Origin of the sequence: Pseudomonas sp. RIT-To-2 (assembly GCF_029623465.1) — a bacterium.
Lineage (GTDB): Bacteria > Pseudomonadota > Gammaproteobacteria > Pseudomonadales > Pseudomonadaceae > Aquipseudomonas > Aquipseudomonas silvicola.
In genome coordinates this window covers 101,441-125,728 of record NZ_JAPYKM010000015.1, presented here as the reverse complement: position 1 = coordinate 125,728, position 24,288 = coordinate 101,441, and the positions used below count along the sequence as shown (strand labels likewise).

At 59.0% G+C, this 24,288-nt stretch carries 22 protein-coding genes and 1 pseudogene; 6 read left to right on the top strand and 17 right to left on the bottom strand.

The window, feature by feature from the left end; translation table 11 throughout:
• Positions 1-14: 14 nt before the first annotated feature.
• The 9 genes from QBK88_RS15735 to QBK88_RS15695 form a co-directional block, all read right to left on the bottom strand.
• Positions 15-683 (bottom strand): YitT family protein, encoded by a 669-nt coding sequence (locus QBK88_RS15735; protein ID WP_277962750.1) that lies wholly within the window; start codon positions 681-683, stop codon positions 15-17.
• A gap of 242 nt (positions 684-925) precedes the next feature.
• Positions 926-2,446, bottom strand: coding sequence for an MFS transporter (locus QBK88_RS15730; protein ID WP_277962749.1), 1,521 nt, complete (start codon positions 2,444-2,446; stop codon positions 926-928).
• A gap of 11 nt (positions 2,447-2,457) precedes the next feature.
• Positions 2,458-3,639: an HlyD family secretion protein gene (locus QBK88_RS15725; protein WP_277962748.1), complete on the bottom strand. Its 1,182-nt coding sequence runs from the start codon at positions 3,637-3,639 to the stop codon at positions 2,458-2,460.
• Positions 3,636-5,144, bottom strand: a complete 1,509-nt coding sequence (locus tag QBK88_RS15720; RefSeq protein ID WP_277962747.1) for an efflux transporter outer membrane subunit — start codon at positions 5,142-5,144, stop codon at positions 3,636-3,638. The genes QBK88_RS15725 and QBK88_RS15720 overlap by 4 nt, the downstream gene beginning before the upstream one ends.
• 127 nt (positions 5,145-5,271) lie before the next feature.
• Positions 5,272-5,892: a TetR/AcrR family transcriptional regulator gene (locus QBK88_RS15715; RefSeq protein WP_277962746.1), complete on the bottom strand. Its 621-nt coding sequence runs from the start codon at positions 5,890-5,892 to the stop codon at positions 5,272-5,274.
• Positions 5,893-6,040: 148 nt separating this feature from the next.
• Entirely contained in the window at positions 6,041-6,676 is a 636-nt protein-coding gene (locus tag QBK88_RS15710) for a trimeric intracellular cation channel family protein (protein WP_277962745.1), read from the bottom strand.
• Positions 6,677-6,682: 6 nt separating this feature from the next.
• Positions 6,683-7,939 (bottom strand): M20 family metallopeptidase, encoded by a 1,257-nt coding sequence (locus QBK88_RS15705; RefSeq protein ID WP_277962744.1) that lies wholly within the window; start codon positions 7,937-7,939, stop codon positions 6,683-6,685.
• A 50-nt stretch (positions 7,940-7,989) separates the two neighbouring features.
• Positions 7,990-8,418: a MarR family winged helix-turn-helix transcriptional regulator gene (locus QBK88_RS15700; protein WP_277962743.1), complete on the bottom strand. Its 429-nt coding sequence runs from the start codon at positions 8,416-8,418 to the stop codon at positions 7,990-7,992.
• Positions 8,419-8,514: 96 nt separating this feature from the next.
• A complete protein-coding gene (locus QBK88_RS15695) occupies positions 8,515-10,125 on the bottom strand; it encodes a hypothetical protein (RefSeq protein WP_277962742.1) in 1,611 nt (536 codons plus the stop codon).
• Between the two features lie 342 nt (positions 10,126-10,467).
• Between QBK88_RS15695 and QBK88_RS15690 the strand changes: the two genes are divergently transcribed.
• From QBK88_RS15690 to yidD, 3 genes are all read left to right on the top strand, one after another.
• Positions 10,468-11,745, top strand: a complete 1,278-nt coding sequence (locus QBK88_RS15690; protein WP_277962741.1) for a hypothetical protein — start codon at positions 10,468-10,470, stop codon at positions 11,743-11,745.
• A gap of 506 nt (positions 11,746-12,251) precedes the next feature.
• Positions 12,252-12,494: a DUF4177 domain-containing protein gene (locus QBK88_RS15685; protein ID WP_268142245.1), complete on the top strand. Its 243-nt coding sequence runs from the start codon at positions 12,252-12,254 to the stop codon at positions 12,492-12,494.
• Positions 12,491-12,697, top strand: coding sequence for a membrane protein insertion efficiency factor YidD (gene yidD / locus QBK88_RS15680; protein ID WP_268142244.1), 207 nt, complete (start codon positions 12,491-12,493; stop codon positions 12,695-12,697). Before QBK88_RS15685 ends, yidD begins: the two co-directional genes overlap by 4 nt.
• A gap of 840 nt (positions 12,698-13,537) precedes the next feature.
• Here yidD and QBK88_RS15675 read toward each other — a convergent pair.
• Entirely contained in the window at positions 13,538-13,930 is a 393-nt protein-coding gene (locus QBK88_RS15675; RefSeq protein ID WP_277962740.1) for a T6SS phospholipase effector Tle1-like catalytic domain-containing protein, read from the bottom strand.
• Between the two features lie 118 nt (positions 13,931-14,048).
• Here QBK88_RS15675 and QBK88_RS15670 point away from each other — a divergent pair, with 118 nt between their 5' ends.
• Complete coding sequence (locus tag QBK88_RS15670; RefSeq protein WP_277962739.1) at positions 14,049-14,363, top strand: DUF7693 family protein; 315 nt, start codon at positions 14,049-14,051, stop codon at positions 14,361-14,363.
• Positions 14,364-14,816: 453 nt separating this feature from the next.
• Here QBK88_RS15670 and QBK88_RS15660 read toward each other — a convergent pair whose 3' ends face one another.
• Genes QBK88_RS15660 through QBK88_RS15640 form a run of 5 tightly spaced genes read right to left on the bottom strand, consistent with a single transcriptional unit; the run spans position 14,817 to position 19,937 of the window.
• Positions 14,817-15,590 (bottom strand): L-iditol 2-dehydrogenase, encoded by a 774-nt coding sequence (locus tag QBK88_RS15660; RefSeq protein WP_277962738.1) that lies wholly within the window; start codon positions 15,588-15,590, stop codon positions 14,817-14,819.
• 52 nt (positions 15,591-15,642) lie between these two features.
• On the bottom strand, positions 15,643-16,740 hold the full coding sequence (locus QBK88_RS15655) for a sn-glycerol-3-phosphate ABC transporter ATP-binding protein UgpC (protein ID WP_277962737.1): 1,098 nt from the start codon (positions 16,738-16,740) through the stop codon (positions 15,643-15,645).
• Between the two features lie 56 nt (positions 16,741-16,796).
• Entirely contained in the window at positions 16,797-17,630 is an 834-nt protein-coding gene (locus tag QBK88_RS15650) for a carbohydrate ABC transporter permease (protein ID WP_277962736.1), read from the bottom strand.
• A 10-nt stretch (positions 17,631-17,640) separates the two neighbouring features.
• Entirely contained in the window at positions 17,641-18,567 is a 927-nt protein-coding gene (locus tag QBK88_RS15645; protein WP_277962735.1) for a carbohydrate ABC transporter permease, read from the bottom strand.
• Positions 18,568-18,626: 59 nt separating this feature from the next.
• The gene (locus QBK88_RS15640; RefSeq protein WP_277962734.1) at positions 18,627-19,937 is read right to left on the bottom strand and encodes an ABC transporter substrate-binding protein; all 1,311 of its coding nucleotides are present in this window, start codon (positions 19,935-19,937) and stop codon (positions 18,627-18,629) included.
• A gap of 289 nt (positions 19,938-20,226) precedes the next feature.
• Between QBK88_RS15640 and QBK88_RS15635 the strand changes: the two genes are divergently transcribed.
• Positions 20,227-21,141: an AraC family transcriptional regulator gene (locus QBK88_RS15635; RefSeq protein WP_277962733.1), complete on the top strand. Its 915-nt coding sequence runs from the start codon at positions 20,227-20,229 to the stop codon at positions 21,139-21,141.
• Between the two features lie 11 nt (positions 21,142-21,152).
• A complete protein-coding gene (locus QBK88_RS15630; RefSeq protein ID WP_277962732.1) occupies positions 21,153-22,055 on the top strand; it encodes a carbohydrate kinase family protein in 903 nt (300 codons plus the stop codon).
• A 170-nt stretch (positions 22,056-22,225) separates the two neighbouring features.
• On the opposite strand, the gene QBK88_RS15625 is transcribed toward QBK88_RS15630, so the two are convergent.
• Together QBK88_RS15625 and QBK88_RS15620 are read right to left on the bottom strand one after the other, a co-directional pair.
• Positions 22,226-23,440, bottom strand: coding sequence for an MFS transporter (locus tag QBK88_RS15625; RefSeq protein ID WP_277962731.1), 1,215 nt, complete (start codon positions 23,438-23,440; stop codon positions 22,226-22,228).
• Positions 23,441-23,969: 529 nt separating this feature from the next.
• A pseudogene (locus QBK88_RS15620) lies at positions 23,970-24,239 on the bottom strand (MFS transporter); the annotation flags it as partial.
• Positions 24,240-24,288 lie beyond the last annotated feature (49 nt).

Here is a 24,288-nt window from a genome sequence, read left to right as displayed (position 1 = left end):
TCTTCTTATCAAGACTAACCACGGTATCGCCCCGGTTTGTGCCAGCTGATCAGGATAAAATTCATCGCCAGCGTGCCGACGAACGACCACGCCAGCTTTTCGAGCGGCAAATAAATGGCTGCCACCAGAAACAGCACACAATCGCATGCCAACTGCGAGACGCCGGCGTTGATGGAAAAGCGCCGCTGAATCCACAGCACGATGGCGCCCGTGCCCCCCACCGATGCGTTATGGCGGGCCAGGCAAAGGATGCCCATGCCCAGGAAGGTGCCCCCTAGTATGGAACCGATGCCTGGGTGAATGCCGGAGAGGTTGAGCACTGGACTGACCAGGCTGATGCCCAATCCGAGGGCAAGGCTGACGATAACGCTCTTCAACGTGAATGCGCGGCCCATGCTGACCAGGGCGAACAGCAGAAAGGGAATGTTGATGACCGGCACCAGCACCGAAGGCGTGTACGGGGTGATGAAGGAAACGAGCAGGGCCATCCCTGCGATGCCCCCCGTGATCAGCCCGCTTTTACCCAGAATGGCTATCCCGGTAGCGGCCAGGGCAATCCCGATGAAGATGCCGTATGCATCATCCAGTGCACTGTGTTGGGGGTAGGGTTTCATGGCCTTGGTTGGATCTTCCGAGACGGCCCGGGTGCCGATCTCATCTTTTCGGTGTTCGACCTGATGCATTGCTTTTCCTTGTGGGAGGGCAGCCCGTTTGGCGCAGCGCCGGTGGATCGCACCAGCGGCTACGTTGCGACCCGATGGGGGCGCAAAGGCAAGCCTGAGTGTTGAGCTGTTAGCCGCACAGCTGCATTGTGCGGGCGGCGTCTAGACTTAGCAAAATTCATTCCCGTTACGCTGCAGCCCGCATACATCGGCTTTCGCGCGCCGCCCATTCTGCTGGCGCTTGTGGTAGTGGGAGGGCAGGTTCATTTGAAGGTCTTCTGCGCCACGGACACACCCAGCGCGATGATCGCCACGACGATGACCGCCCAGAAGTACTCCATGCTGGCCACCAGCGTGGATTGCTGGTGCAGGCTTTGCGCCAGGGTCGACAGGGCTATCTGGTTGGCCGGCCCGGCGCCTGCCTGAGCGGTCAAGGCCTGCGCCAGGTGCTGGGTCTGCTCCATGTACAGCGGGTCGCCCGCGGCAAAGTGGCCGTTGAGGTTGTTGTACTGCAGCGTGGTGCGCCACTGCAGGAACAAGGTGGCCACCGCGGTGCCCATGGCCATGGCGATCTGCCCCAGCATGCTCTTGATCTGGTAGGCGTGGGCAAACAGCGTATCGTGGTGGGTCACGTCACGGAACGTCTGCATGGCCGCCGTGGCCAGTACCAGCATGACGAAACAGCCGTTGAGGAACAGCGCCGGCAGAATGTTCGACCACATGTTGGCATCGGTGGTGACGGAGGAGAGCAGACAGCCAAAGCTGATCAGTGCGGCAAACCCGAGCACGAAGAATTTCTTGGGCCCTGGAAATTTCGGGATCAGTGCCGCCATGGCCAGCCAGGTCACCAGGGCGCCGCCCAGTCCGAAGGCCTGGAACGTGCCGATGGTGTCCCAGGAGTAGCCCAGGCCGGTCTGCAGGAAGTACGGCAGGATGTAGTTGTTGCTGCCCAGCACCACGTAGGTAAAGCAGAACAGCGCCACGCCCAGCACGTAGCGTGGCTGCATCAGGTCGCGAACCTTGAGGAAGGGCGCATGTTTGCTGTGTTCGGCGTGGAAGAAAATGTACATTCCCAGCGCCGCCAGCAGCGCGAACGCAACGAGGATGAAGGTTTCGTTGTAGAAGTCGTAGTAGGAGCGCTGCAGCACATACAACAGGAAGAAGCTGCTGACGGACAGCAACAGGATGTTGGCCGGGCTCGACGGGGTGCGGTCTTCCAGTGGTGCGGGGGCTGTGGGCAGGAAGCGCGTGCACAGCATCGCAGCCACCAGGGCGCCACCGATCAGTACCCAGAAGATGGCATGCCAGGTGTCCTCGACCACCACCATCGACGAGATGAACGGCGCGGACGCCGTGCCACTGGCCAGGCCCGTGGCGAACACCTTGACGCCGGTGAAGCGCCCCGGGCCCGCGGGCAGGAAGTTGACCATCAGGCGCGCTGATGTCATGAACGACGCACCGCCCAGGGCCATGACCACGCGGCCGGCGGTGAAGGCGGTGAGGTCGCTGCTGACGCCGCAAACGAAGGCACCCAGCACGTAAATGCTGATGGAACCGAGCATGAAGTTACGCCAGCCCAGGCGCTCGACCAGCCAGCGCTGCTTGGAGATCACCACCACGGCGATGCACGCATACAGCGCAGCCACCAGGGTGAACTCCTCGGGGCTGGCATCGATTTCACCGCGAATGGGCGCCGAGGCAAAGGCAATCATGCCCGCCTGCAGGTACTCCAGTGCGCACAGCAGCCCGACCGTGATCAGCAGGGCGGCGTTTTTCCGGTACATGTGGCGCCTCGTCAGAGTTTAAGGGCTTTGGCGTCGCGCCCACGGTCTTCGTTGGCGCTGATCACCTGCTCGACGACGTCGTTGGCGTCCTTGAGCTCGTTCTGGAAAATATTGGTGCTATAGGCGGGTTGCGCAGGTGCCTTCTTGTTCAGCACGGGGCCGCTGAGGTCCTGGGTGTTCACCGATACGCGCATGGACAGGCCCAGGCGCAATGGGCTGCGTTGCACTTCCTGGGCGTCCAGCGCGATACGCACCGGCACGCGTTGGGTCACCTTGATCCAGTTACCGGTGGCGTTCTGCGCCGGCATCAGCGAAAACGCGCTGCCGGTGCCCGCGTCCAGGCCCACGATGGTGCCGTGGAACACCACGTCGCGGCTGTAGGCATCGGCGCGCAGCTCTGCGGGCTGGCCAATACGCAGGTCTTCGATCTGCGATTCCTTGAAGTTGGCGTTGACCCATACCTGGTCCACTGGCACCACCGACATCAGGGCCACGCCCGGGTTGATGCGCTGGCCCACCTGCACGCTGCGCTTGGTGATCACGCCGCTGACGGGGGAGTAGATCTGGGTGCGGTGCAGGGAGATAAAGGCATCACGCAGGTTGCTGGCGGCCACCAGCACATCGGGGTGGGTGCGCAACGTGGTGTTGTCGACCATGGCCAGGCGCACGGCCAACGCATGCTGGGTACCGTCCAGGCCTGCGACGGCGTTCTTCAGCACTTCCTCGGCGTGGCTGATTTCTTCGCGCGACACAGCACCGCTGGCGGCGAGCTGGTTGCGGCGACGCACGTCGTCCTGAGCCTTGCGCACATCGTTCTGGCGCTGGCTGACTTCGGCCTCCAGTTGCTGCACCTGGTAGTACTGGGTACGCGCCTGGCGTACCGCGCGCGCCAGGTTGGACTTGGCGCGCTCATACTGAATCTCTGCATCGACGGCATTGAGCGTCACCAGCGGCGAATTGGCGTCCACATGGTCGGTGTTGTCGCCACTGATCACGGTCACGGTGCCGCTGACCTGCGAGGTCACCTGGACGATGTTGCCGTCGACATAGGCGTCGTCGGTCGACTCGCTGCCCAGGCGGGTGACGTACCAGATGCCCAGGGCCACGACCAGCAGCACGATGGCCAGGATCAACAGCAGTTGTGGGCGAAAAGACGATTTTGCGGGTGCGGGGGAAGGTGCGTTCGTGGTCATGATTTGTCAGCTACGGTTGGAGTGGCGTCGGCGGTGGCGTTGATTTCAGGGCGGTAACCGCCCCCCAGCGCCCGGCTAAGGTTGGCTTGCAGGGACAGGGCGCGGGACTGCAACGTGACCAGCTGGCGTTTCTCCGCCAGCGTGGTGTTTTGCGTGGCCAGTACTTGCAGGTAAGTGGCCAGGCCTGCCGCGTATCGTTTGTTCACCAGGTCGGAGGCTGCCTGCGCGGTGGCAACGGCTTCATTCTGTTGCGCCATGCGCTCTTTCAACCAACGCAGGGACGCCAGTTGATCGGCGATGTCCCGCAGTGCATCGACCACCGTCTGGTTGTAGTTTTCCACCGCCAGGTCGTAGGCCGCGTCCTGGGCATCCAGGCTGCCGCGCAGGCGGCCACCTTCGAAGATCGGCAAGCTGATGGCCGGCGAGAAACCCAGGATCCGGCTGCTGCGGTCGTTGAACGTGTCGAACGCCAGGCTCTGCATGCCGATGAACGAGGTCAGGTTCACGTCGGGATAGAAGCGCGCCTTGGCCACCTTGATCTCATGCCCCGACGCTTCCACCCGCCAGCGCTGGGCGACCACGTCCGGGCGATGGCCGATCAGCTCTGCCGGGATATGGGTCGGCAGGGCGACGCTGTTGCTGGCCAGCATGCGCGGGCGGGCAATGCTGCGGCCGCGGTCGGGGCCCTTGCCCAGCAGGGAGGCCAGCTTGTTCTGGTTAAGCTCGATCAATTCCTTCAGCGCGGCGATGTTGGCGCGGCTGGCAGGCAGCGATGCCTGGGATTGCTTGATGTCGATCTGCGTGCCCAGTTCGGCGGCAAAGCGCTGCTGGGTGAGCGTTTCGATCTGCTCTTGTTGATTGAGCAGCGTCTGGGCGACGTCCAGTTGTTCGTAGGTGTCCTGCAGGGAAATGTACGCCTGCACCACCGAGGTGGACAGCATCAGCGCCGCAGCGCGTTCGTCGACCTCCAGTGCATGGCGGCGTCCTACCGCCGCTTCCACGGCCTCGCGGTTTTTACCCCAGAAGTCCAGCTCGTAGCCGAGGTTGAACGTGGCCTGGTCAACGTTCTGCCACGTGCCCTTCACAGGCGATGGCGTGGTGCCGTTGGAACTGAAGCGCTCCCGCGTCGTGCTCATGGCCACATCAGCATGGGGCAGCAATGAGGCGCCCTGGATGTCTTCCAGCGCGCTGGCCTGGTGCACGCGGGCAGCAGCCGCACGCAGGCTGGGGCTGCCAGCCAGTGCCTCCTGCACCAGCGCATTGAGCTGCGGATCATTGAAGCTGGTCCACCAGGTGTCGCTCGGCCAGGCGGCCGGCGACAGCGAAATGCCGCTGGCGGCCAGGGTCTGTTCGACGTCCTGGGGAGGTGCCATCTTTGCACTGGGTTTCAGGTCACTGAACGCGCACCCGGTGAGCGCAACCATCAGGACGGCCATGGGAAGGTGCGCTGCCAGGCGCAGTGTTGACCGCACATCCTTGGGGCCCTGGGGTATGGGACTGTTCATCAACGGATTTCTCTGACGTTGAAAGGGAAGGGAAACGCACGCTCGGAGCACGCGGGTGACAACAGCATCTATAAAAACTATTAGTGTCGTTAAGGTCGTGAAAAAGTGCCAAGGCCAACCCGATGGGTCAGCCGGCGCGCAAGCCCTTGACGATGACGGCTACCGAATGATCAATGTCGTCCAGGTTATCCAGGTTCGCGGTGACCAGGTGCAGCCAGGACATGCCGGTCAGCATCGACACTGCCGCATCGATCGCCGGGCCATCGGCAATTTTTCCTGCACTGACCGCCCTTGCGAAGATCTTGCGCAAGGTACGTTCGCGGCGGGGCAGGAACGCCTGGCGAAACTCTTCGATGGCGTTGACGTCCAGCTGGATTTCGATGAACACGCTGCGCAGCGTTTCACCGGCACTGGAGGAACGCCACCACAACCACAACGAACGCAAATGCTCGATCAGGTCCTGTTCCAGGTTCCCGGTATCGGGCGAGGTGACGAAGGTCAGTGCCGCGCGTTCGTACACATCACGCAACAGCGCCCCTTTGCTGCGCCACCAGCGGTAGATGGTGGGCTTGCTTGAGCCTGCGCGCTCGACGAGGGCATCCATGGTGAAGGCCTTGTAGCCTTGCTCTTCAAGGATGGCCGCTGCGGCCTCAAGAATCGCCTCGGTACTTTGCGGGCTGCGCACCGCGCCAATGGAGGATCGGCTGCGCGGCTTGGTGAGCTTGGACGGCTTGTTTTTCTCAGTCATGGGTTCCACGCGGTTCGACAGTTTGGGAGAGACTTCCCGCAAACCTTATAGATACTGCCAGTATTTATAACGTGGAATTCTTCCTCGGTCAACGCTGCGGTCAGGGTGCCGCCCAATGATCAAGGGTGTCAGCCGACGCGGCAGCGAATCAGAACAGTCGCTTGTCGGCCTCATTGCCATTGGCCGGCAAACGCCAGCCGAAGCGTAGCGATGCCAGGCGCAGCAGAATACAGCTGGCCGCCGCCAGCCAGGGTGTCCACGCCGAGCTGGCACCGAAGTGGCTGAGGGCAACTTCGACACTGGCGCCCACCAGCGCGGCAGAGGCATAGATCTCACGTTGCAGAATGCTGGGGACGCGGGACAGCAACACGTCCCGAAGCACCCCACCGCCCACCGCGCTGACCATGCCCAGCACGATGGCGACTTCGGCACCGGCATGGGCGGCGAGGGCCTTTTTCGCCCCGGCCACCGCGAACAGCCCCAGGCCAATGGCATCGAACAACTGTACCGGCGACGTCATGCGGCGCACCGTGGGGTAGGCACATACCACCCAGGCCGCGGCCACCAGCGATACCGCCAGGTAGCGCCAGTTTGCCAGCCCGGCGGGGGGTAGCGTGCCCAGGCACAGGTCCCGGACGATGCCACCGCCGCAGGCGACGATGAACGTAATGGTGGCGATGCCAAACAGGTCCAACCGCTGTTGTCGGGCCGCCACCGCGCCGCTGATGCCAAACGCGAAGGTACCCAGCAGGTCGAGTACCGTGTAGATCAAGTGACTGTCCATCGTGTGTTACTCAGCGTTCCCGAACCAGGCAAAGGCTGCGCAGAGCATGGTTTCCAGGCCGGTGCGCAGGGTAGGGTGCAGCAACGGCGCGAACTTGGGCGAGTGGTTGCTGGGGATGCTGTTGATCTGGCGGTTGGCCTTGGCCTGCTCGTAGACCTGCGGGTCGGTGCAGCCAACGAACCAGAATACATACGGTACCTTCCAGGCACGACCGAACACGCTGAAGTCTTCGCTGGCCGCTGCCGGTGCGGTTTCATAGGCGCGGTCGCCAAACCAGTTGCCAAACGCTTCTGCCAGCTGTGTGGACGCCTTGGCATCGTTGACGGTCAGCGGGTAGCGGTTGAGGGTGGTGAACTCCGGATCACGGGGCGCGTTGGAAGCCGAACACTCGGCGCAGCAAATGCGCTTGATGGCACCCAGCATGTGGTCACGCACGCCTTCATCGTAGGTGCGCATGTTCAGCTTCAGCGTGGCGTCGTCGGGGATGATGTTTTCCTTGGTGCCTGCCTGCAGGGAGCCAATGGTCAACACCGCTTGATCTTGAGGGGAGATTTCCCGCGACACGATGGTTTGCAGGCGCAGCACGGTGGACGCCGCCATGATCACCGGATCGATGGAGGTCTGTGGCTGCGAACCGTGGGAGCCTTGGCCAAACAGCTTGATCTTCATGCTGTCACCGGCCGACAGAATGGTGCCGCTTCGGTGGCCGACAGTACCCGCTGGGCCAACCATCACGTGCTGCCCCAGGATGATGTCGGGCTTGGGGAAGCGTTCGATCATGCCGTCGTCGATCATGTTCTGTGCGCCTACGCCCACTTCTTCACCTGGCTGGAATACCGCCAGCACGGTGCCTTGCCAGGTATCGCGATGCTCGGACAGCACCCGCGCCACCCCCATCAGCCAAGTGACGTGCATGTCGTGCCCACAGGAGTGGCAGACCGGCACTTCGACGCCATCTTCGTTGCGGGTGACCACATCGGCGGCGTAAGGCAGGCCGGTGGCTTCGGCCATGGGCAGCGCGTCCATGTCGGCACGCAGCATCACCACCGGACCATCACCGTTGCGCAACACGCCGACCACGCCGGTCACGCCGATTTCGCGGCTCACCTCGTAGCCGTAACGCTCCAGGTAATCAGCGGCGATCTTCGCGGTGCGGTATTCGCACATCGACAGTTCGGGGTTGCGATGAAGGTCTTTGTAGATTTCTTCCAGCTCCGGCAACAGGGCATCGAGCGTGGGGATCAACTTTTTCAGGGACGACATGAGCTACTCCTTACAGAAAAGAGGGCATAAAAGCGGGTAGGGTGGGGGTGTCAGGTAGGCGCTAGCAGGCTGCACACCAGCTTGGAAATCAGCGCATCCAGGGTTTCACGCTCTTGCTGCGACAAGGCGCCAACCAGCCGGTCTTCCAGCTCGGCGCCAACGGTGGAGGAGTCATCGGCCACCTGGGCGCCCATGGCCGTGGTGCGCAGGCCGACGCTGCGCCGGTCGACCGGATGGGCATGGCGGGAGATCAGTTCGCGGGATTCCAGCAGCGACAGGGTCTTGGACAGCAGGGTCTTTTCCAGCAGCGCACGGGCCGAGACTTCCTTGGGCGTGATATCGGGGTAGGCCTGGATGAGGCGCAGCACGCGCAGGCCGCGCACATCCAGGTCCCAATGTTGTCGATACACGGCGTCGGCTTGCTCCATCAGCAAGGCGCTCGCCATATCGAGCTTGAAATTCAGAAAGTCGGAATACATGGAATGCTCCAGTAGGGTGACTGAAGCATAGCAACATAGTTGAATATTTCAACTATATTTTCTGAATGGGTGCGTCGCCATCGGAGCACCGGGGTATCAGGGGTTGTGGGCCCCCTGAGCACACGCCGGGTTATTCGCCTCCGGGACCGTCAGGAACGTAATCGTGGCAGGCTTGAACTCCAGGGCGCCTGCTTCGGTTGGTGCGCCGGTCAACGCGGGCAGCTCATCATCGGTGGTCAGCTTCAGCGGCACACCGTTCAGCGCGACCTCTTTTCCCGACAACGTGGCGGTCGACGCCAGCGTGTACCGGTTCGAACGCTGCTGCAGGTAAATACGGCTGCTGTGCTTCTCATCATTGTTGATGATGAGCAATGCCACGCCACCGGCCGTGCCGCGCAGGCATTGCGCGTAGGCGTGCAAACCCTCGCGACGTTCGACCCCCGCATCCAGTACCACCGTGCCCATGAACCTGTGCCACAGCAGCGCGCCCCAGTAGTTGGGTTTGGGGGCGAACGTATTCTCGTCGAGCAACCCATAGTCGCTGGCCACCAGGGTATTGTGCGCGACCACTTCAACCCCTTGCTTGGCAAGGCGACCGAGTTGATCCAGGTACCTGAAGGTGTCCCTGAACGTGGACGCCCACGGGTTGCCGCCACAGGCAGCGTCACCGGTTTCAGTCAGCCAAATAGGTTTGCCGGGCTCGAAGCGGTCCCGCAGGTGCCGGTAGAACGCGAACGTCACGTCGGTGCGTGCCAGCCAATCCTCCGACAACGCAGCGTTCTCGGTAGTCTGGCCTGCCGGCGCGCAACGTTGCGAGACAGCGCTGTAGTGGTGGTACGAGAAGCGATCAACGCCACTGCCGGCAGCTTGCAACAGCGCCGCCGTACCTATCATGGGAATGCCAGTATTGCCCATGCCCCACCCGGCATCGTTTTCCCCCACCGACCCCGGGCCAAGAACAAGCATGTGGGGTGCCGCGTCACGGGCAAACGTATGGAATACCTTGAAATCCTGCCCGTACGCCTTGGCGTCATAGCCTTTGGGGGCTCCGCCAATGGAGGCAATATTGGGCTCATTCATGAACTCCGCGGCGGCAATATGCCCGCCGATTGATTGGGTGTAGTTCAAGAATCGTCGGGCCTGGTCCGGCTGCCAGACGCCGTTGCTGTCACGTACCCCGGGGCTGGTTGCGAAAGAGGTGATGATAGGGGCGTTCACCGTGTTGGAAAACTCGACCAGCGCCTTCCAGCGCTGCCGCGTCAGCACGCCGGAAAAGCCTGCGGGCGGTTGACTGATGGCGTCGTCGGCATCGTCGAAATACGTGTTGTTCGCCCACGTGCCGCTTGTTCTGACGTAAGCCGGCGCAAGCGCCGAGGCCAGGTTCCGCAGGCGGGTGTTGCTCAGGTCCAACGGGGGGCGATAGGCAAACATGGCGGGGTTCATGCCCGGTGGGGTCGAGGGCTTATCTCCTGCGCCTGGTGCTGGCGTGGGTATGTGAATGTCTGAATAGGGCTTCCAGAACTTCCCGCCCGTGACCTCCAGCATTTCAATGTTATAGGACTGAAACCGTTCATCAACGACGCCCACTTGGGGGAAGTTCTGTGCTGAAAGGGTTGTGCGTGCTTGTTGAGCCGATACATGACCGGCGCCCGTTCCGAGTACTGCCAGCGCAACTATTTTTGTCATTGTTGAATTTCGCTGTTTCATCCGTTCGTCCTTTACATTCAATCCATGGTTTGGTGCGGCCACACGGAGCGTGCGGTTCAGCTTGTCATACAGGCTTGAGTATCCCTAGTCACGTGCCTGGGTGTCAATGGTCGACCCTGGCTACCGCCATAATTGCTAGGCTAAACAGGGGTATGGCAGGGTGTGATGGCAGGTATCGGGAAAAACGATAGCTGCGAACGTAGCCATTTCACCGCTGCTTCGCTATAAAACCCCATCTTGTATGATGACAAATTCCAACTGCTCTTCGGCCGTTTCGTAGCAGCGTCGGTGTCATTAACGTTTTGTTGCCGACTCATAAATCCAATAACAAGCGAGCGTCTAATGCTGCATCGTCGAGGAAACACTGCCCGATACTTGGCAGCGCTATGTTCATGCCTGGCTTGCCATGTAACCGCGGCTGATTTTTACGAGCAGGAGGATGCACTGAGGCTTCGTCTGCGTAATGAAATGCGACGAGCCGACAAACCCAGCGCCGGGTCGGCACATGATATCTATGCCTGGGTTCAGGGCGCTGCACTGGAATATAACAGCCCGTTTATCGGCGATACGCTGGGTCTTGATGCAGGTTTGTTCTACACCCAGCGCCTGGGCGATCACGAAGGCTGGAGCACGCGTTGGTACCTGGACGAGGACGCCAGTTTCAGCCGCTACACCGCAGCATTGAAAGTGAAGTTATCTGACACCCTGAAATTGAAAGTAGGGCGGATGGTGACGGATTCGGCGTACAGTGGGCAAGATGATATTCCCCTGATAAATTCGTCATCACAGCGCACTCAGCCGTCTTTATCGGATGGTGCATTGTTCAAATATAGCCCGCAGTTCAATATCGATGTATACGGCATGTATCGCACCGGGGTGTACAACTACCCCGACGTAGCACTGGGTGTACACAAGGCGGGGCCCATCAATCCCGACACCTATACCTACGACCTCTTGCGCCCTCAGTACCTGGTTTCCACGGTTTACCACAAAAACCTTGATACCTATGCGTTTAGCGCCTCATGGCAGGATGATGTGTCTGGCCAGGTCATGGGCCGGGTAGCGCAGCGTTACGCTATCAGCGCCGACGGGCAAAGTTTTGTAAAACCGGAATTTGTCGCGTTCTACGCCCGCTTGAATGGCATGTCGACCCGCTATGATGGCTCGGACCATACCTACGTGATGGGCGGGAAGCTCAGCTATATCAACCAGGATGGGGCAACGTTCGTGGCGGTAGGCAAGGCGGGGCCGAAGTTGAACTGGCTGGCCGGCGTTGATACGGACTTGAGCTATACGTTTGAGCTGAGCATCGATCGTAATTACAGCGACATGTGGTCTTGGCAGGCCGGGCATACCTGGGATCTGCCGCGTGACACATTTTTCGGGGTTGCCCAACTCTATACGAGAGGCTATGAGGATTACCACCGAAACGTCCTGGTGCGTGGGGCCGCCACTGATGTCTACGTTGGGTACGGCCCCCGGGAGGGGGTGCTCAAGGGCTTTCGTTCGTTGTTGACCCTCAGCCTGGCTCGCGAAAGAAGAGATGCAAGTTCGCTTGGGGATCGCCTCGACTATTTTGATGTGAAGATGACGCTTCAATACGACTTCAACTTAAGGTGAAGGCTCGTTGATGAGAGGAGGGGCCTTGTGCGCCATCCCCTTCATCCAAATTAATAACTCAACTAAATAGTTCTTTAGTTGAGTTATTAATAACACCCACGAAAGCCAGGGAAGCAGGGCATCTATCTTACAGGTCGTTCATGGAGTTGCGCACCTACTGATCGATCATATTGCCAGGCTTCATGCATTCCCGAATGCATGCGCCGATCAGGTTGACGGGCGAAGTCCTGAACTCGATTTAGTGCTATTCGGGCGCGCACCTGCTTGAAAAGCGAAGGATTAGGGCCTGCTCAACCACTCAGATTTCACGTAGACGCATGATTCAGAAAGACTTTTAGCATCCGTATGAGAAAAATCGGCCGAAATCATAGCCCCGTTAGGGACAGGACATAAAAGCGTAATCGCACCGCATACCGGCCATGCAGGGCCGAAACCCAATCGGTGGCTGATACCCTCCGGCCACGTTGCTGTCCGGCAAGACAGCTTATCCTTGGAAAGGAGTCACTGTGTACGTCTATAAAATGGTCCAGGTACCACCCAACATCGAAGTTCAGGCCAGCAAGCACCGAGGCAACGAAGCCGCCGTCTACCTGCAGAACGTGGTCAACGAACACGCCGCGCAAGGTTGGGAATTTCATCGGGTCGACACCATCGGCGTCTCGATCAAGGCCGGGTGCTTCGACGCACTGTCGGGCAAGAAAGACTCCACGGCCAATTACTATGTGATCTCGTTTCGCAAACCCACATGATCGCCTGGCTATCGGTGTGCGCCATTCGAGGTTACCAGCGCGTGGCACCTGGACGGTTGAGAAATGCCTGCAGGTTTGAACCGAGTTGTTCGCGGTATGCGGTGTTGGCGATTGAGAAGCATGGCGCGGTGCGTGGATGGAAGATGGCGCTGAAGCGAATTCATCGGTGCCGGGTTCCGCATGGAGGGACTGACTATCCTTGACGAGGTATTCAAGGTGGGCGCTGGCCTGGGTTTGGTGAGGGCTGGCTCTCGGAAAGCGCCACACTCGGCCTGTGGGGTTTCATACGACACTACGCATAATGTATATTATGTTAAATCGCGTATTGGGTTGTGGGTGGTGATCGGGATTATGGGTCTGCTCTGCCACCTGGATACTCCAAGCACCAGGACGCACCGAGCTTTCGAGCTGATCGAGTTTTCTGTGGGACCGGGCGAAGCTCGGGAAACAGACGCCTCATTCCATCTGGCACCCCGCAGCCTCTGGTTCGAGAGTTCCGCCCGGTCCTTCAGGCATAGCGTCTGCTGCCAGGAGTTTCTGACGCACCCTGGAATGAACGCATGCTGTCCGGCCCGTTGTACCGCGAGGTAATCGCGTCGACCCTCAGCGCACTATTTCCCTCAACTCATTCACCGCCACGCTGCGCATTCTTCAATTTCATTCGCTTGGGCCATATGACGAGATCGCGACTTAGTCGGTCATGGCATCTGTGCACCGCTGTCGTCCGAGTGATCAGCCTTGTCCGGAACGAACTATCTTCGAGAGCTCGGTCTTGGCTACCAAACCTTCCAGCTGTCACCCCATGGTCGACGACGGTACGCATTTAGCGTGGGCCTGGGTTGCCATGGACGGGATTGCGGCGGTAATGGCGCTAATCAGTTTCCAGGGCTAGAGCCGTATTTCGCCATGAATTTTCTGATGATTGCTGAGGTTATCGGTGAGGTAGACGCACATTGCCGGGCTTGCTTGGCATTGATCTTGCCGCTTTGTAATCTGCGGAATTTAGGCTGGGCGTTTCAGCTGCAATGTGCACTAGGCATAGATCAACGGGGTTCAACCGCCCTCCTCTTTGCCTGCCTGATTCGTCGGGGATGTTGGCGGCAAAGCTCAAGCTCTTCGGTGGAGGCTTCCTGCGCATAGTGAGCGAGATCACGCGCAGGATAAGTGTCTCCCTGCTTGGGAGTGTTTTTTACCCAGAGAGTTGGGGCGAAGGCTTGGCGATGCTCGTCGATCGCCAGGGCATGGTAGGCGTGGGTGTAGTTGATCCGCAGATCGGTTTCCAGAAAAGCGAAATCGTCCTTGCTGACACGTGGGATCAAAGGCCCGGGTACCCCCAGAGCGCCGACGGTGTCCCATAAGCCTTGGAACCAGATCGGGATCGCGCGGGAATATCGCTTCAGCCACACGTCCTCCTGGGACAGTGTGTTCTCGTCCATACTTGCCAGCGCACGAATCGTGTGAAAGTTCTGGACGTCCAGACATGGACGGTTCAGCTGTTGGATGACGTATCCTCTACCATAGGTAAATCCACAGTCCCACACAGGCACCTTTCGTTTGTCAGCAAAATCTTTAACAGCCCGTGAGACATATCAAATCCTGCGCGACATTGCCTTGGGTATTCGTCTCATGCGTCGTTTGGGCGAGCAGTCCTGGTCGCAGATTTACTGCGGTCGCATGAGCGTCGAAGCGGATGGCTGGGTCATCACGTTTCAAAACGAGTGCGACACCCTCGATTACTGCGACAGCTGCCACAGTCCAGATGGCCGTGCGTACGCCTTTGGTTCACTGCAGCGCTTCGGTACGGATCCCGTGGAGCTTTTGAGTACCTGGGAGCGTGCGCAGCTGGAGAAGCTGTTGAGCACCGTATAATCGAGCGCCGATCATGCCCGCAATTCCCAGGAGCGGTAGCCCGAGATGGATTTTCAGAAGCAGAGCACTTTTATCTCGAAGGTTGGCCAGGTCGCGGGCTGCAATGTGAAAGGTATATTCGTCACCGCCAGTGCATTTCAATCGAGCGCCCTTAACCTCGCGCGAAACAAAGGGATCGGCCTTCTGCGTTCCTTTGATCAGTCCCAGTTTCAGTGGGCGCTACCTGCTGCACGAGAGCGCTACCAAAGGATAACCCCCTCGCGAAATCCTGCGAAATCAACACCCTCACACTCAGTCCTCAACTATTCGAACCTGCGAATCGCTGGGATTCATGTCGGCGTTGATCCTGATCTCGCCGCTCCCTGACGGACTCTCGGTAATACTCCAGCGCGCCGCAGGCATGGGCATGCTTCTCCTCGAGGGACTGGATCTGTGTGTCCCTATCACCCACCACTAGTTCATCCAATTACCGCCATCAACGTTGTAGGTCTGCGCGACGATGTAATCGCTCTCTGCGCCCGCCAGAAAGATGGCCATGCCCACCAGATCCTCAGCGGTGCCCATCCGCCCATAAGGGACTTCCAGTCCAACCAGCCTTTTCTTCTCACCCAGTGGACGGTTTTCGTGCTTTGCGAACAACGCGTCGACGCCATCCCAATGTTCCCCGTCCACGACGCCGGGAGCGATCGCATTCACATTGATCTTGTTCTTGATGAGGTTCAGGCCGGCGGATTGAGTCAAGCTGATAACCGCGGCCTTGGTCGCGCAGTAGACGCCCACCAGGGCTTCACCGCGGCGACCGGCCTGGCTGGCCATATTGATGATCTTCCCCCCATGACCTTGTGCGATCATCTGCTTGGCTGCTGCCTGAAGCGTAAACAGCGTACCGCTAACGTTGATCGCAAATAGCTTGTCATAGCTCTCCCGTGTGATCTCCGTGATCGGGGCAAGATCGAACAACGCCGCATTGTTCACCAAAATGTCGAGCTTCCCAGCATGGGCTACGACAGCGCCAATCGCAGCCTCAATGGATGCCTGGTCAGTGACGTCCATCTCCACAGCATAAGCTTGCTCACCCAGCTCGGCCGCCGTGGCCTGGGCGCGTTCCAGGTTGATGTCGGCGATTGCAACGGTTGCGCCCTCCCGAATGTAGGCTTGAGCGAACGAGCGACCGATACCCCGCGCGGAGCCCGTGATCAACGCGCTTTTTCCTTCGAGACGTTTCATATCATTTACCTCTGAATGGGTGGCGCGCTTGTCGGCAGGCGCGCTGTTGGAATCAAGCTGCGCGTGATGCGGCAGAGCTGACAGCAAGGCCGTTGTCATCAAACAGGTGGCAATGAGCGACATCCAGGGTCAGGTAGCGCTTGGCGCCATAAGGCACTTCACAATCGCCGTGAACACGGACAGTCAGGCTTTCTCCGGAATCCACATTCACGTGGCAGAACGTGTCGCTTCCCAGCCGTTCAGTAACGTCGGTGGTCACCGGCACCTGGCCCTCGGTTCCAAGGCTCAGATGTTCCGGTCTGACACCCACCGTGACGGATTGGCCGATCGACAACGCGCAGTTGGCGCGCGGGATAAGCAGAGTGGTTCCAGAAGTGAACCTGACCGCTACGCCTGATGCATTGACGGCCTGCACGTGCGCCTGAAGGAAGCCCATCCTGGGTGTCCCGAGAAAGCCCGCAACGAACACGTTGGCGGGATGATGGTAGAGCTCAAGGGGCGAGCCGATTTGCTCAATCCGCCCGCCGTTCAATACCACTACCCTGGTAGCCAATGTCATGGCCTCGACCTGGTCGTGGGTCACGTAGATCATGGTTGCCTGGAGCTCCTTGTGCAGCCGCGAAAGCTCCAGCCGTGTCTGCACGCGCAGGGCTGCATCGAGGTTGGACAGAGGCTCATCGAACAGAAAGATTTTTGGGTTACGAACGATGGCCCGACCAATAGCTACCCGCTGGCGCTGGCCACCCGAGAGCTGTTTAGGCTTGCGATCCAGCAGCGCGCCGAGTTCAAGAATTCTGGCAGCCTCGGTGACCTTCCTATCTACATCTGGCTTCCTTTCACCGGCCAGATCCAGCGCAAAGGAGAGGTTCTTGCGTACCGTCATGTGCGGATACAGGGCGTAGGTCTGAAACACCATCGCCAAGTCTCGCTTGGCGGGAGTCACCTCGGTGATGTCCCGACCGTCGAGCTCGATGGTGCCACTGGTCACCTCTTCCAACCCAGCGATCAACCGCAACAGCGTGGATTTACCGCACCCGGACGGCCCCACAAAAACTACAAATTCCTTGTCCCTGACCTCGAGATCGATGCCCTTGATGATGGACAGTCCTTCAAAACCTTTCTTGAGATTTTTTATTTTCAAAGTGGCCATGCGTAAAGTCCTGTGTGAGGTTTGAGCCTTCGTCGTTTAACGACCTGCTGCTCTCATCATTTGACGGCCCCGAAGGACAGCCCACGGACGAGTTGCTTCTGGCTGATCCAGCCGAAGATCAAGATCGGGGCGCAGGCCAAGGTGGAGACGGCTGAAAGCTTGGCCCAGAACAAGCCTTCTGGGCTTGAGTAGGAAGCGATAAGCGCTGTGAGAGGTGCAGCGCTGGAACTGGTCAAGTTGAGCGACCAGAAGGCCTCGTTCCAGCACAAGATCAGTGACAGCAACATGGTTGATGCCAGCCCGCCTCTGCTGATCGGCATCAGCACCCGCAGCATTTCCTGTCCCAAGGTTGCTCCGTCCAACCTGGCCGCTTCGAGGATCTCCCGCGGAATGTCCTTGAAGTACGTGTAAACCATCCACACCACGATCGGCAGGTTGATCAGCGTGTAGATCACAATCAGTGCCAGTCGCGAATCCAGCAACCCTGTGCCCTTGGCCAACAAGTAGATAGGCATCAGTACGCCAACGGGCGGGAGCATCTTGGTCGACAGCATCCACAGCAGCGTCTGCTTGGTGCGCTTGGTTTCGTAGAAGGCCATGGAGTAGGCAGCAGGTACCGCGATCAGCATGCACAGGACGGTGGCAGTGAACGAAATCAGCACCGAGTTCCAGGCGAAGTGGAAGTAGTCACTACGCTCCTGGATGTGCAGGTAATTTTCCAAGGTCGGCATGAAGATGAATTGCGGCGGCGTCGCGAAGGCGTCGATCTCGGTCTTGAAGCTGGTCAATACCATCCAGAAGATGGGGAAGAACAATAGCAGGGCAATGATCCACGCCAGGCTTCCAAGCAGCACGCTTTGAAGGCGCCGGGTTTGTTTAAGCGTCATCATGGCGTCGTCCTCAGGCTTTATCGGTCAGGTTTTTACCAATCATGCGCACCAGCACGATTGCCGCGATGTTGGCGATCACGACCGCTATGAGCCCACCGGCAGATGCCATGCCCACATCAAACTGCACCAACGCCTGGTTGTAGATCAGGTACGCGAGATTGGTTGAAGCGAACCCCGGGCCGCCGTTAGTCGTGGTGAAGATTTCGGCAAAAACCGAGAGCAGGAAGATCGTCTCGATCATGACCACCACCGCTATAGGCCTGGCGAGATGGGGCAGTGTCAGGTGCCAGAAGATGGCCACAGCCCCTGCCCCATCCAACCGGGCCGCCTCTTTTTGCTCCTGATCCAGCGACTGCATGGCCGTCATCAACAGCAGAATCGCGAAAGGCAGCCATTGCCAGGAAACGATGACGATGATCGAAAACAGCGGATAGTGGGCCAGCCAGTCGATGGGCTGAGCGCCGAAGAGCTTCCACACCGCGGCAAGGATTCCGGAGACCGGATGGAAGATCAGATTCTTGAAAATCAGTGACCCTACAGTCGGCATGATGAAAAAAGGCGAAATGAGCAGCACCCTAACTATGCCGCGTCCGAGGAACTCGCTCGCCTCCAGTAAGGCGGCGATCAAGACACCAAAAACGACGCTGATAAGCAACACGCTGATCACCAGCACCAACGTATTGACGGCTCCGGGCAGAAAACCGGAATCCGTAACGAAATAGGTAAAATTTTCCAGCCCAACGAACTCGTTCTCGCCAGGATTAAGCAAGTTGTACCGGATCACCGAAAAATAGAGGGTCATGGCCAATGGCACGATCATCCAGAGCAACAAGAGTGCAACGGAGGGCGAGACCAGAAACCATCCCGGGTTAAAAACTCGGCGCGTGCGTGATGAGGTCGAGCCCGTAAGCGGAGCCCGAACGATCGAAGTGTTCATGGTTGTCTACCTGTGCGGCGTTGACCGCCGGCGTTAGGCCGGCGGGTGTAGTGGGCTTGCTACTTTTTGGGGTAGCCCGCCCGCTTCATCTCGCGTTCGGTGGTGGACTGCGCAGACGCCAGGGCCTGATCCACGGACATTTGGCCCGTCAGCGCCGCGGAGAACAGCTTGCCTACAGACGTGCCGATCGACTGAAACTCCGGGATCACGACGTATTGAATACCCACGTACGGAACCGGCTTGGCTGACGGCTGGGAGGGATCGGCATGCTGCATCATCTGCAATGTAACTTTAGCGAACGGGGCCGCCTTCAGGTAGGCATCGCTGTAGGTCGAGATGCGCGTACCTGGTGGGACGTTGGTGATGCCGTCCTTGTCGGTGACCAGCTGGATGTATGCCTTGGAGGTCGCCCAGGTGACGAAGGATTTGGCAGCTTCCTTGTGCTTGGATGTTGCTGGGATGGCCAATGACCAGGCGTATAACCAGGACGAACCCTTGTCAGTGACTTCAGTCGGCGCCGGCGCAAAGCCTACGCTGTCGACCACCCTGCTCTGCTCCTTATCCGTGGTGAATGACCCAGCCACGCTGGCATCGACCCAGATGGCGCATTTCCCGCTATTGAACAGCGCAAGCGTTTCATTGAAACCATTGCTTGAAACACCGGGTGGGCCGTATTTTTTCAGGGTATCTACATAGAACGTAGCGGCCGCCTTCCACTCGGGGCTGTTGAGTTCGGGTTGCCATTTTTCATCGAACCAGCGCGCACCGAAAGCGTTGGCCATGGTGCTCAGCAAAGCCATGTTTTCACCCCATCCGGCCTTGCCGCGCAGGCACATGCCGTACTGATCCTTAGACGGATCGTTGAGCTTGGCAGCAAATTCACCCAACTGCGACCAGGTGGGCTGTTCAGGCATCGTCAGGCCGGCGGCCTTGAACAGATCTTTGCGGTAGTAGGTGACGGTGCTTTCGCCGTAGAAAGGCAACGCGTACAGGGTGTTATTTACTGAGAGGCCTTGGCGAACCGCAGGGAAGATGTCATCGACGTCGTAGCCCGCTGGAAGATCCTTCATAGGCTCCAACCAGTTTTTGGCGCCCCACAGCGGTGTCTCGTAGGTACCGATGGTCAATACGTCGAACTGGCCGCCTTGGGTCGCGATGTCGGTTGTCAGGCGTTGGCGCAGTACGTTCTCTTCGAGTACGACCCAGTTGAGTTTGATGTCGGGATGCTGCTGCTCGAAGACTTTGGACAGCCGCTGCATGCGGATCATGTCGCCGTTGTTGACCGTCGCGATCGTCAGGGTCTCGGCGGCATGGCTGGCAAGGGCGAATGACAGACCAGCAGAAAGAATTAGCGCATTCGTAATCTTCATGAGGCTCTCCGCTCCAAGCCGGTCGACTGGAGCTGTTATTTTTGTTGGTGACCACTGCTGCTCAGATCGTGCCTTGGCACCAGCGGTGTACGAGCCGATTAGATCACCTCCAAAATGGAGTCTCAAACGAATGGCGGACGCTGCATTGATACTTTTTTGACCTTGCAGCCGCCGCGGGCCGGCGATCAAAAAAGTATCGGTATGCGGCAATAGCTAGGCTACCGGCTTGAAGAGAAATCGGCGTATGGTTAGGCATTCGACCCGTAGAACAAATACAAAGGGGCATTCGATGCCTGATAACCGCGCTGCTTTGTTTGAGCAACGACCCGCCAATCTTGAGGTCATCCTCCCAGGCCCTGATCAGAGCTTTCGGTGGTACGAGCACGACTATCCCTATGATCTTGCCCGCTGGAATCACCATCCTGAGTATGAAATTCACCTGATCCGGCAAGGTAGCGGCAAGCTTCTAGCTGGCGACTACATCGGCCCCTTCACGGCTGGACATGTCGCATTGATCGGGCCTGGCCTGCCGCACGACTGGATGGGAGACGTGGCTCCAGGCGAGCTCATTGCAAGTCGCGATGTGGTTTTGCAGTTTGATGGCGCTGCCCTGCTCAACCTCCGTGGTTCTTTGCCTGAGCTATCAGAGCTGAAAACATTGTTTGAACTGGCCCAACGTGGGATTGAGTTCACCGGCTCAACAGCCAAAGACGCCGCTTTGCTGCTTGAAAGCATTGGCCAAGCTCAGGGACTACAGCGCCTGATTCGGTTTCTGGATCTTCTCGGTACGCTCGCCAGAGCTCCTAAACGTGACATCCGCGTATTGGCGAGCGCCTACTACTCGCCGTCACTGGACGCGCGCAGTTCCGAGCGCATCAATCAGGCTTTCGACTATCTGATCAACGAGCTCACATCAGAGCTTCGGCTATCGGTTATCGCCGAGCGTGTCGGGATGAGTGAGGCTGGCTTCTCGCGCTTCTTCAAACGAATCACGGGCCACGGATTCATCGATCTGATGCGCAAGCTGCGCATCCAGCGCGCTTGTCGGCTTCTTGTCCAAACTCAGCTCTCGGTGGCGGAGATCTGCTTTGAAGTCGGGTATGAAAACGTCTCCAACTTCAACCGGCACTTTCGGCATGAGATGGATCAAACGCCCAGCGACTACCGGCGCACGACGGCCACGCGTCAGCACGAATCCAATTAGAGAGATTGAATATGCAATTGCCAACCGTTGTGGTGTTTGGTGAAGCCCTGACCGATGTGGTTCAACACTCGCCTGGGCATTGGCAAGGATATCCAGGCGGCGCGCCTTGGAACGTGGCAAGAGCCATGAGCCGTCTCGGCGTCCCAACCGCGTTTGCGGGTTCTATCGGTATTGGTTCACTGGGCGACGAGCTTGCCGAGCAATCAAAGGCGGCGGGCTTGGACATGAGATTTCTTCAGCGAGTCGACGCCGATCCTTTGGTGGCGATAGTGCCCTCCAGCCACCCTCCCCGCTATTTCTTCGCCGGCGAAGCCGACCTGCATTTTGATGTGGAGCAACTCCCCGAGGGGTGGCTTGGCAGCGTTGAGCTTTGCCATTTCAGCTGCATCAGCCTTGCCCGTCAGCCATTAGGGGATCGGCTGGTAGAGGTGGCCAGGATGGTCAAGAAGAATGGAAAGAGCGTCAGCTATGACCCCAACTGGCGAAACCTTATGGACAACCGCTACCGCGAGGTGACGTTCATCGCCATGGTCAGTCTTGCGGACATCATCAAACTGTCGGATGAGGATCTGCGCCAAATCTATCCTGGGTTGAGTGAGGAAGAAGCGCTTGAGGAGCTACGCGGCATGAACGCCGCTGCGCAGATCCTGTTCACCCGCGGAGCTCAAGGCATGGTGTTGTATGAGAGCAATGCCAAGGTTGAACAGGCTGCGATTGCAGTCCAAGTTGCTGACACGGTGGGTGCCGGCGACGCGAGCATGGCCGGGTGGTTGGCCTCGCAGTTCCTAGGGATTCAGCAACCCAAGGCACGTCTGCAATTTTCGGCAGCCTGCGCGTCGGTGTCTTGCAGGCACTCTGGGGCTTACGCGCCTAGCCGTGAAGAGGTGGCAGATTTGCTGTCCCGCGGAGTGTGAAGAGCTAGCGGGTATGCGGTACGTTGTGACTGTCCCGCCCTACCCTCCACCGTAGATGAGCGAAGCGGAATGAAACCGCCAGCTCTCCCTTCTCATGAGTAGTTATCGGGACGAACATACTAAGGACACAGTCAGCTACCCACGCAGCCTACGTGGGTAGCTAATCAGACTCAGGAGGCAAGATGTGGACTGCGGGCATCCCTCGAAGCGTAGGTGTACGCATAAAGCGTTGCGAGCATCGCCAACAGGGTTGCCCCTGTACCAATCAGGAATACCACCGACATGCCCTCCTGCCGGGCTAAAAGTCCTGCAAGCGGTGCGGCTAGGCCGATGGAGATATCAAAGCAGGCATCGTAAAAACCGATAGCCAGGCCCAAGCTATGGTGCGGAATGTTGCGAATCGCCACCAGTGCAAACAGCGGATAGATCATTGACACGCCGAAGCCACTCAGTAGTGCACCGAGAATGGCGTAGCCAGGTGTCGGTGCCATCCACAACACAGCCTGGCCTGCCGCCTCAATGACCAACATCAGTAATGCCATGTTAGGCCCCACCGCAGTGTCCGAGCGCGAGCCCAGCAATAGGCGCGCCCCCACATAGCCAGCGCCGAAGGCCGCTAGGGCATAACCGGCACCGTTCCACTGGTACTGAGCGTAGGTCAAAGTGATGAACGAAGATACCGTCACATAACCCACCGTGGCCAAGGCGAAAACCAGGCCCGGACGCCAGATCCTCCTCAGCAGATCTCCTAGCCTCAGGGATTTCTCCGCGGAATGGACCAGTCTGGCACCAGGGGTGCGCAGGGCGATGATCAAACCCACCAGGGGGATGAACATGGTCACCAGTGAAACCCATGCAAAGCTCACCACCTCACCCAGCAATGCGGCCACTGCGGCGCCTGCAGAAATGCCACCGAACATGGCGATACCGATCCATGACAGTGCCTTGCCCGCCTTGGCGGCACCGAACATGCCGATCGGCCAAGTACTGCCACCCGTGAACAAAAGGCCTTGAGCGAAGCCCATAGCAATACGCCCGGCGATAATAGCTACAAGGCTGATCAGAGGCGTTTCAATCAGCTGCGCCGCGACCAGGTAGCAACCACCGGAGACGGCACTCCCACTCAGGCCGAGCATAACTGTCCACTTAGGACCGCGACGGTCGGCGGCAGTGCCAGCAAAGTGCCGGGTCAGCAAGGTAGCCACCGACTCGATGCCCATCACACAGCCGACTACCAACATACCGTAGCCCAGTTGCCCATGGACCCAAAGTGGGACAGAGGCCAGCGGCATGCCCATGGCCATCAGACCGAGAAAGACTACCACTGCGACCGGTAGCAATCGTCGGGTATCGCTTTGGATGGGTACTTGTGTTTCAACTGCCATGATCCAGATCCTTCTAGTACGTAAACAAGTTAGTGCCGGGTGGGACGCCTCACACCAGCGCCGCCAGGAGTATTCCACCATGCGGCTTAGGCGTGAAATAAGTGCTCTTGCGTGGCATTCGGCGACCCTGGCGGTACAACCTCACCATGTGCTCCAGCGGAACCGGAGCCATCAGAAACAACGCATCTGCGCTCTCCGGCACAGTTCCGTCGAACTGTGCCGTTGGGAGAGGCTGTAGCGATCCACCGCCAGGTTGCAGGTGCAGGGATGTATTGAGCATGGCCAATTCCAAGGTTTCATGGTCCAGCCGAAGATTGCCCTCTGCATCTAGCAGTTGCGGAAAATGTACGGCGAAGGCCCGCTCGCGGGTCAGTACCACCATCGTCCCTGGTGTATCTGGGGGGGCGGCGGGCACTGGATCGGTTACCTGAAAACCGGCCTGGCGCCAAGTATCGAGCAAGGCCTTCGTGTCCAACCCAGTGCCAGTCAGGCAGCGATGGAACGCGCCCAAACGCAGGTCCGGCCCGGCAGTGACCAGGGCAAGCAGGCCGCCCAGTCCGAGCGCAGCCAATACGATTACCCGGTGCTGAGCCATGCCAACGGTCAACCGACCTACAAGGGGGGCGCAGATGGCCACGGCCAGCGTGGTGACGGTGATGCTCCAGCTGGCTTGCCGCAGTGAAATATGGAAGGTCACCGCCAGCTCGCCCAGCAACCCCTGAGTCGCGTACAGGTTGAGAAACGCCACGCAGCCGCACAGGAACAAGGCTATGCGAGGGAAAGGCATGAAAAGCTTCATAACAAAATTCGTTATATTTTTGAACTGTTTTATAAGATAGGGCGACACC

Coding starts and splice junctions, on each gene's coding strand:
- QBK88_RS15735 (WP_277962750.1), bottom strand. CDS start 683: ATGCATCAGGTCGAACACCGAAAAGATGAGATCGGCACCCGGGCCGTC.
- QBK88_RS15730 (WP_277962749.1), bottom strand. CDS start 2,446: ATGTACCGGAAAAACGCCGCCCTGCTGATCACGGTCGGGCTGCTGTGC.
- QBK88_RS15725 (WP_277962748.1), bottom strand. CDS start 3,639: ATGACCACGAACGCACCTTCCCCCGCACCCGCAAAATCGTCTTTTCGC.
- QBK88_RS15720 (WP_277962747.1), bottom strand. CDS start 5,144: ATGAACAGTCCCATACCCCAGGGCCCCAAGGATGTGCGGTCAACACTG.
- QBK88_RS15715 (WP_277962746.1), bottom strand. CDS start 5,892: ATGACTGAGAAAAACAAGCCGTCCAAGCTCACCAAGCCGCGCAGCCGA.
- QBK88_RS15710 (WP_277962745.1), bottom strand. CDS start 6,676: ATGGACAGTCACTTGATCTACACGGTACTCGACCTGCTGGGTACCTTC.
- QBK88_RS15705 (WP_277962744.1), bottom strand. CDS start 7,939: ATGTCGTCCCTGAAAAAGTTGATCCCCACGCTCGATGCCCTGTTGCCG.
- QBK88_RS15700 (WP_277962743.1), bottom strand. CDS start 8,418: ATGTATTCCGACTTTCTGAATTTCAAGCTCGATATGGCGAGCGCCTTG.
- QBK88_RS15695 (WP_277962742.1), bottom strand. CDS start 10,125: ATGAAACAGCGAAATTCAACAATGACAAAAATAGTTGCGCTGGCAGTA.
- QBK88_RS15690 (WP_277962741.1), top strand. CDS start 10,468: ATGCTGCATCGTCGAGGAAACACTGCCCGATACTTGGCAGCGCTATGT.
- yidD (WP_268142244.1), top strand. CDS start 12,491: ATGATCGCCTGGCTATCGGTGTGCGCCATTCGAGGTTACCAGCGCGTG.
- QBK88_RS15675 (WP_277962740.1), bottom strand. CDS start 13,930: ATGGACGAGAACACACTGTCCCAGGAGGACGTGTGGCTGAAGCGATAT.
- QBK88_RS15660 (WP_277962738.1), bottom strand. CDS start 15,590: ATGAAACGTCTCGAAGGAAAAAGCGCGTTGATCACGGGCTCCGCGCGG.
- QBK88_RS15655 (WP_277962737.1), bottom strand. CDS start 16,740: ATGGCCACTTTGAAAATAAAAAATCTCAAGAAAGGTTTTGAAGGACTG.
- QBK88_RS15650 (WP_277962736.1), bottom strand. CDS start 17,630: ATGATGACGCTTAAACAAACCCGGCGCCTTCAAAGCGTGCTGCTTGGA.
- QBK88_RS15645 (WP_277962735.1), bottom strand. CDS start 18,567: ATGAACACTTCGATCGTTCGGGCTCCGCTTACGGGCTCGACCTCATCA.
- QBK88_RS15640 (WP_277962734.1), bottom strand. CDS start 19,937: ATGAAGATTACGAATGCGCTAATTCTTTCTGCTGGTCTGTCATTCGCC.
- QBK88_RS15635 (WP_277962733.1), top strand. CDS start 20,227: ATGCCTGATAACCGCGCTGCTTTGTTTGAGCAACGACCCGCCAATCTT.
- QBK88_RS15630 (WP_277962732.1), top strand. CDS start 21,153: ATGCAATTGCCAACCGTTGTGGTGTTTGGTGAAGCCCTGACCGATGTG.
- QBK88_RS15625 (WP_277962731.1), bottom strand. CDS start 23,440: ATGGCAGTTGAAACACAAGTACCCATCCAAAGCGATACCCGACGATTG.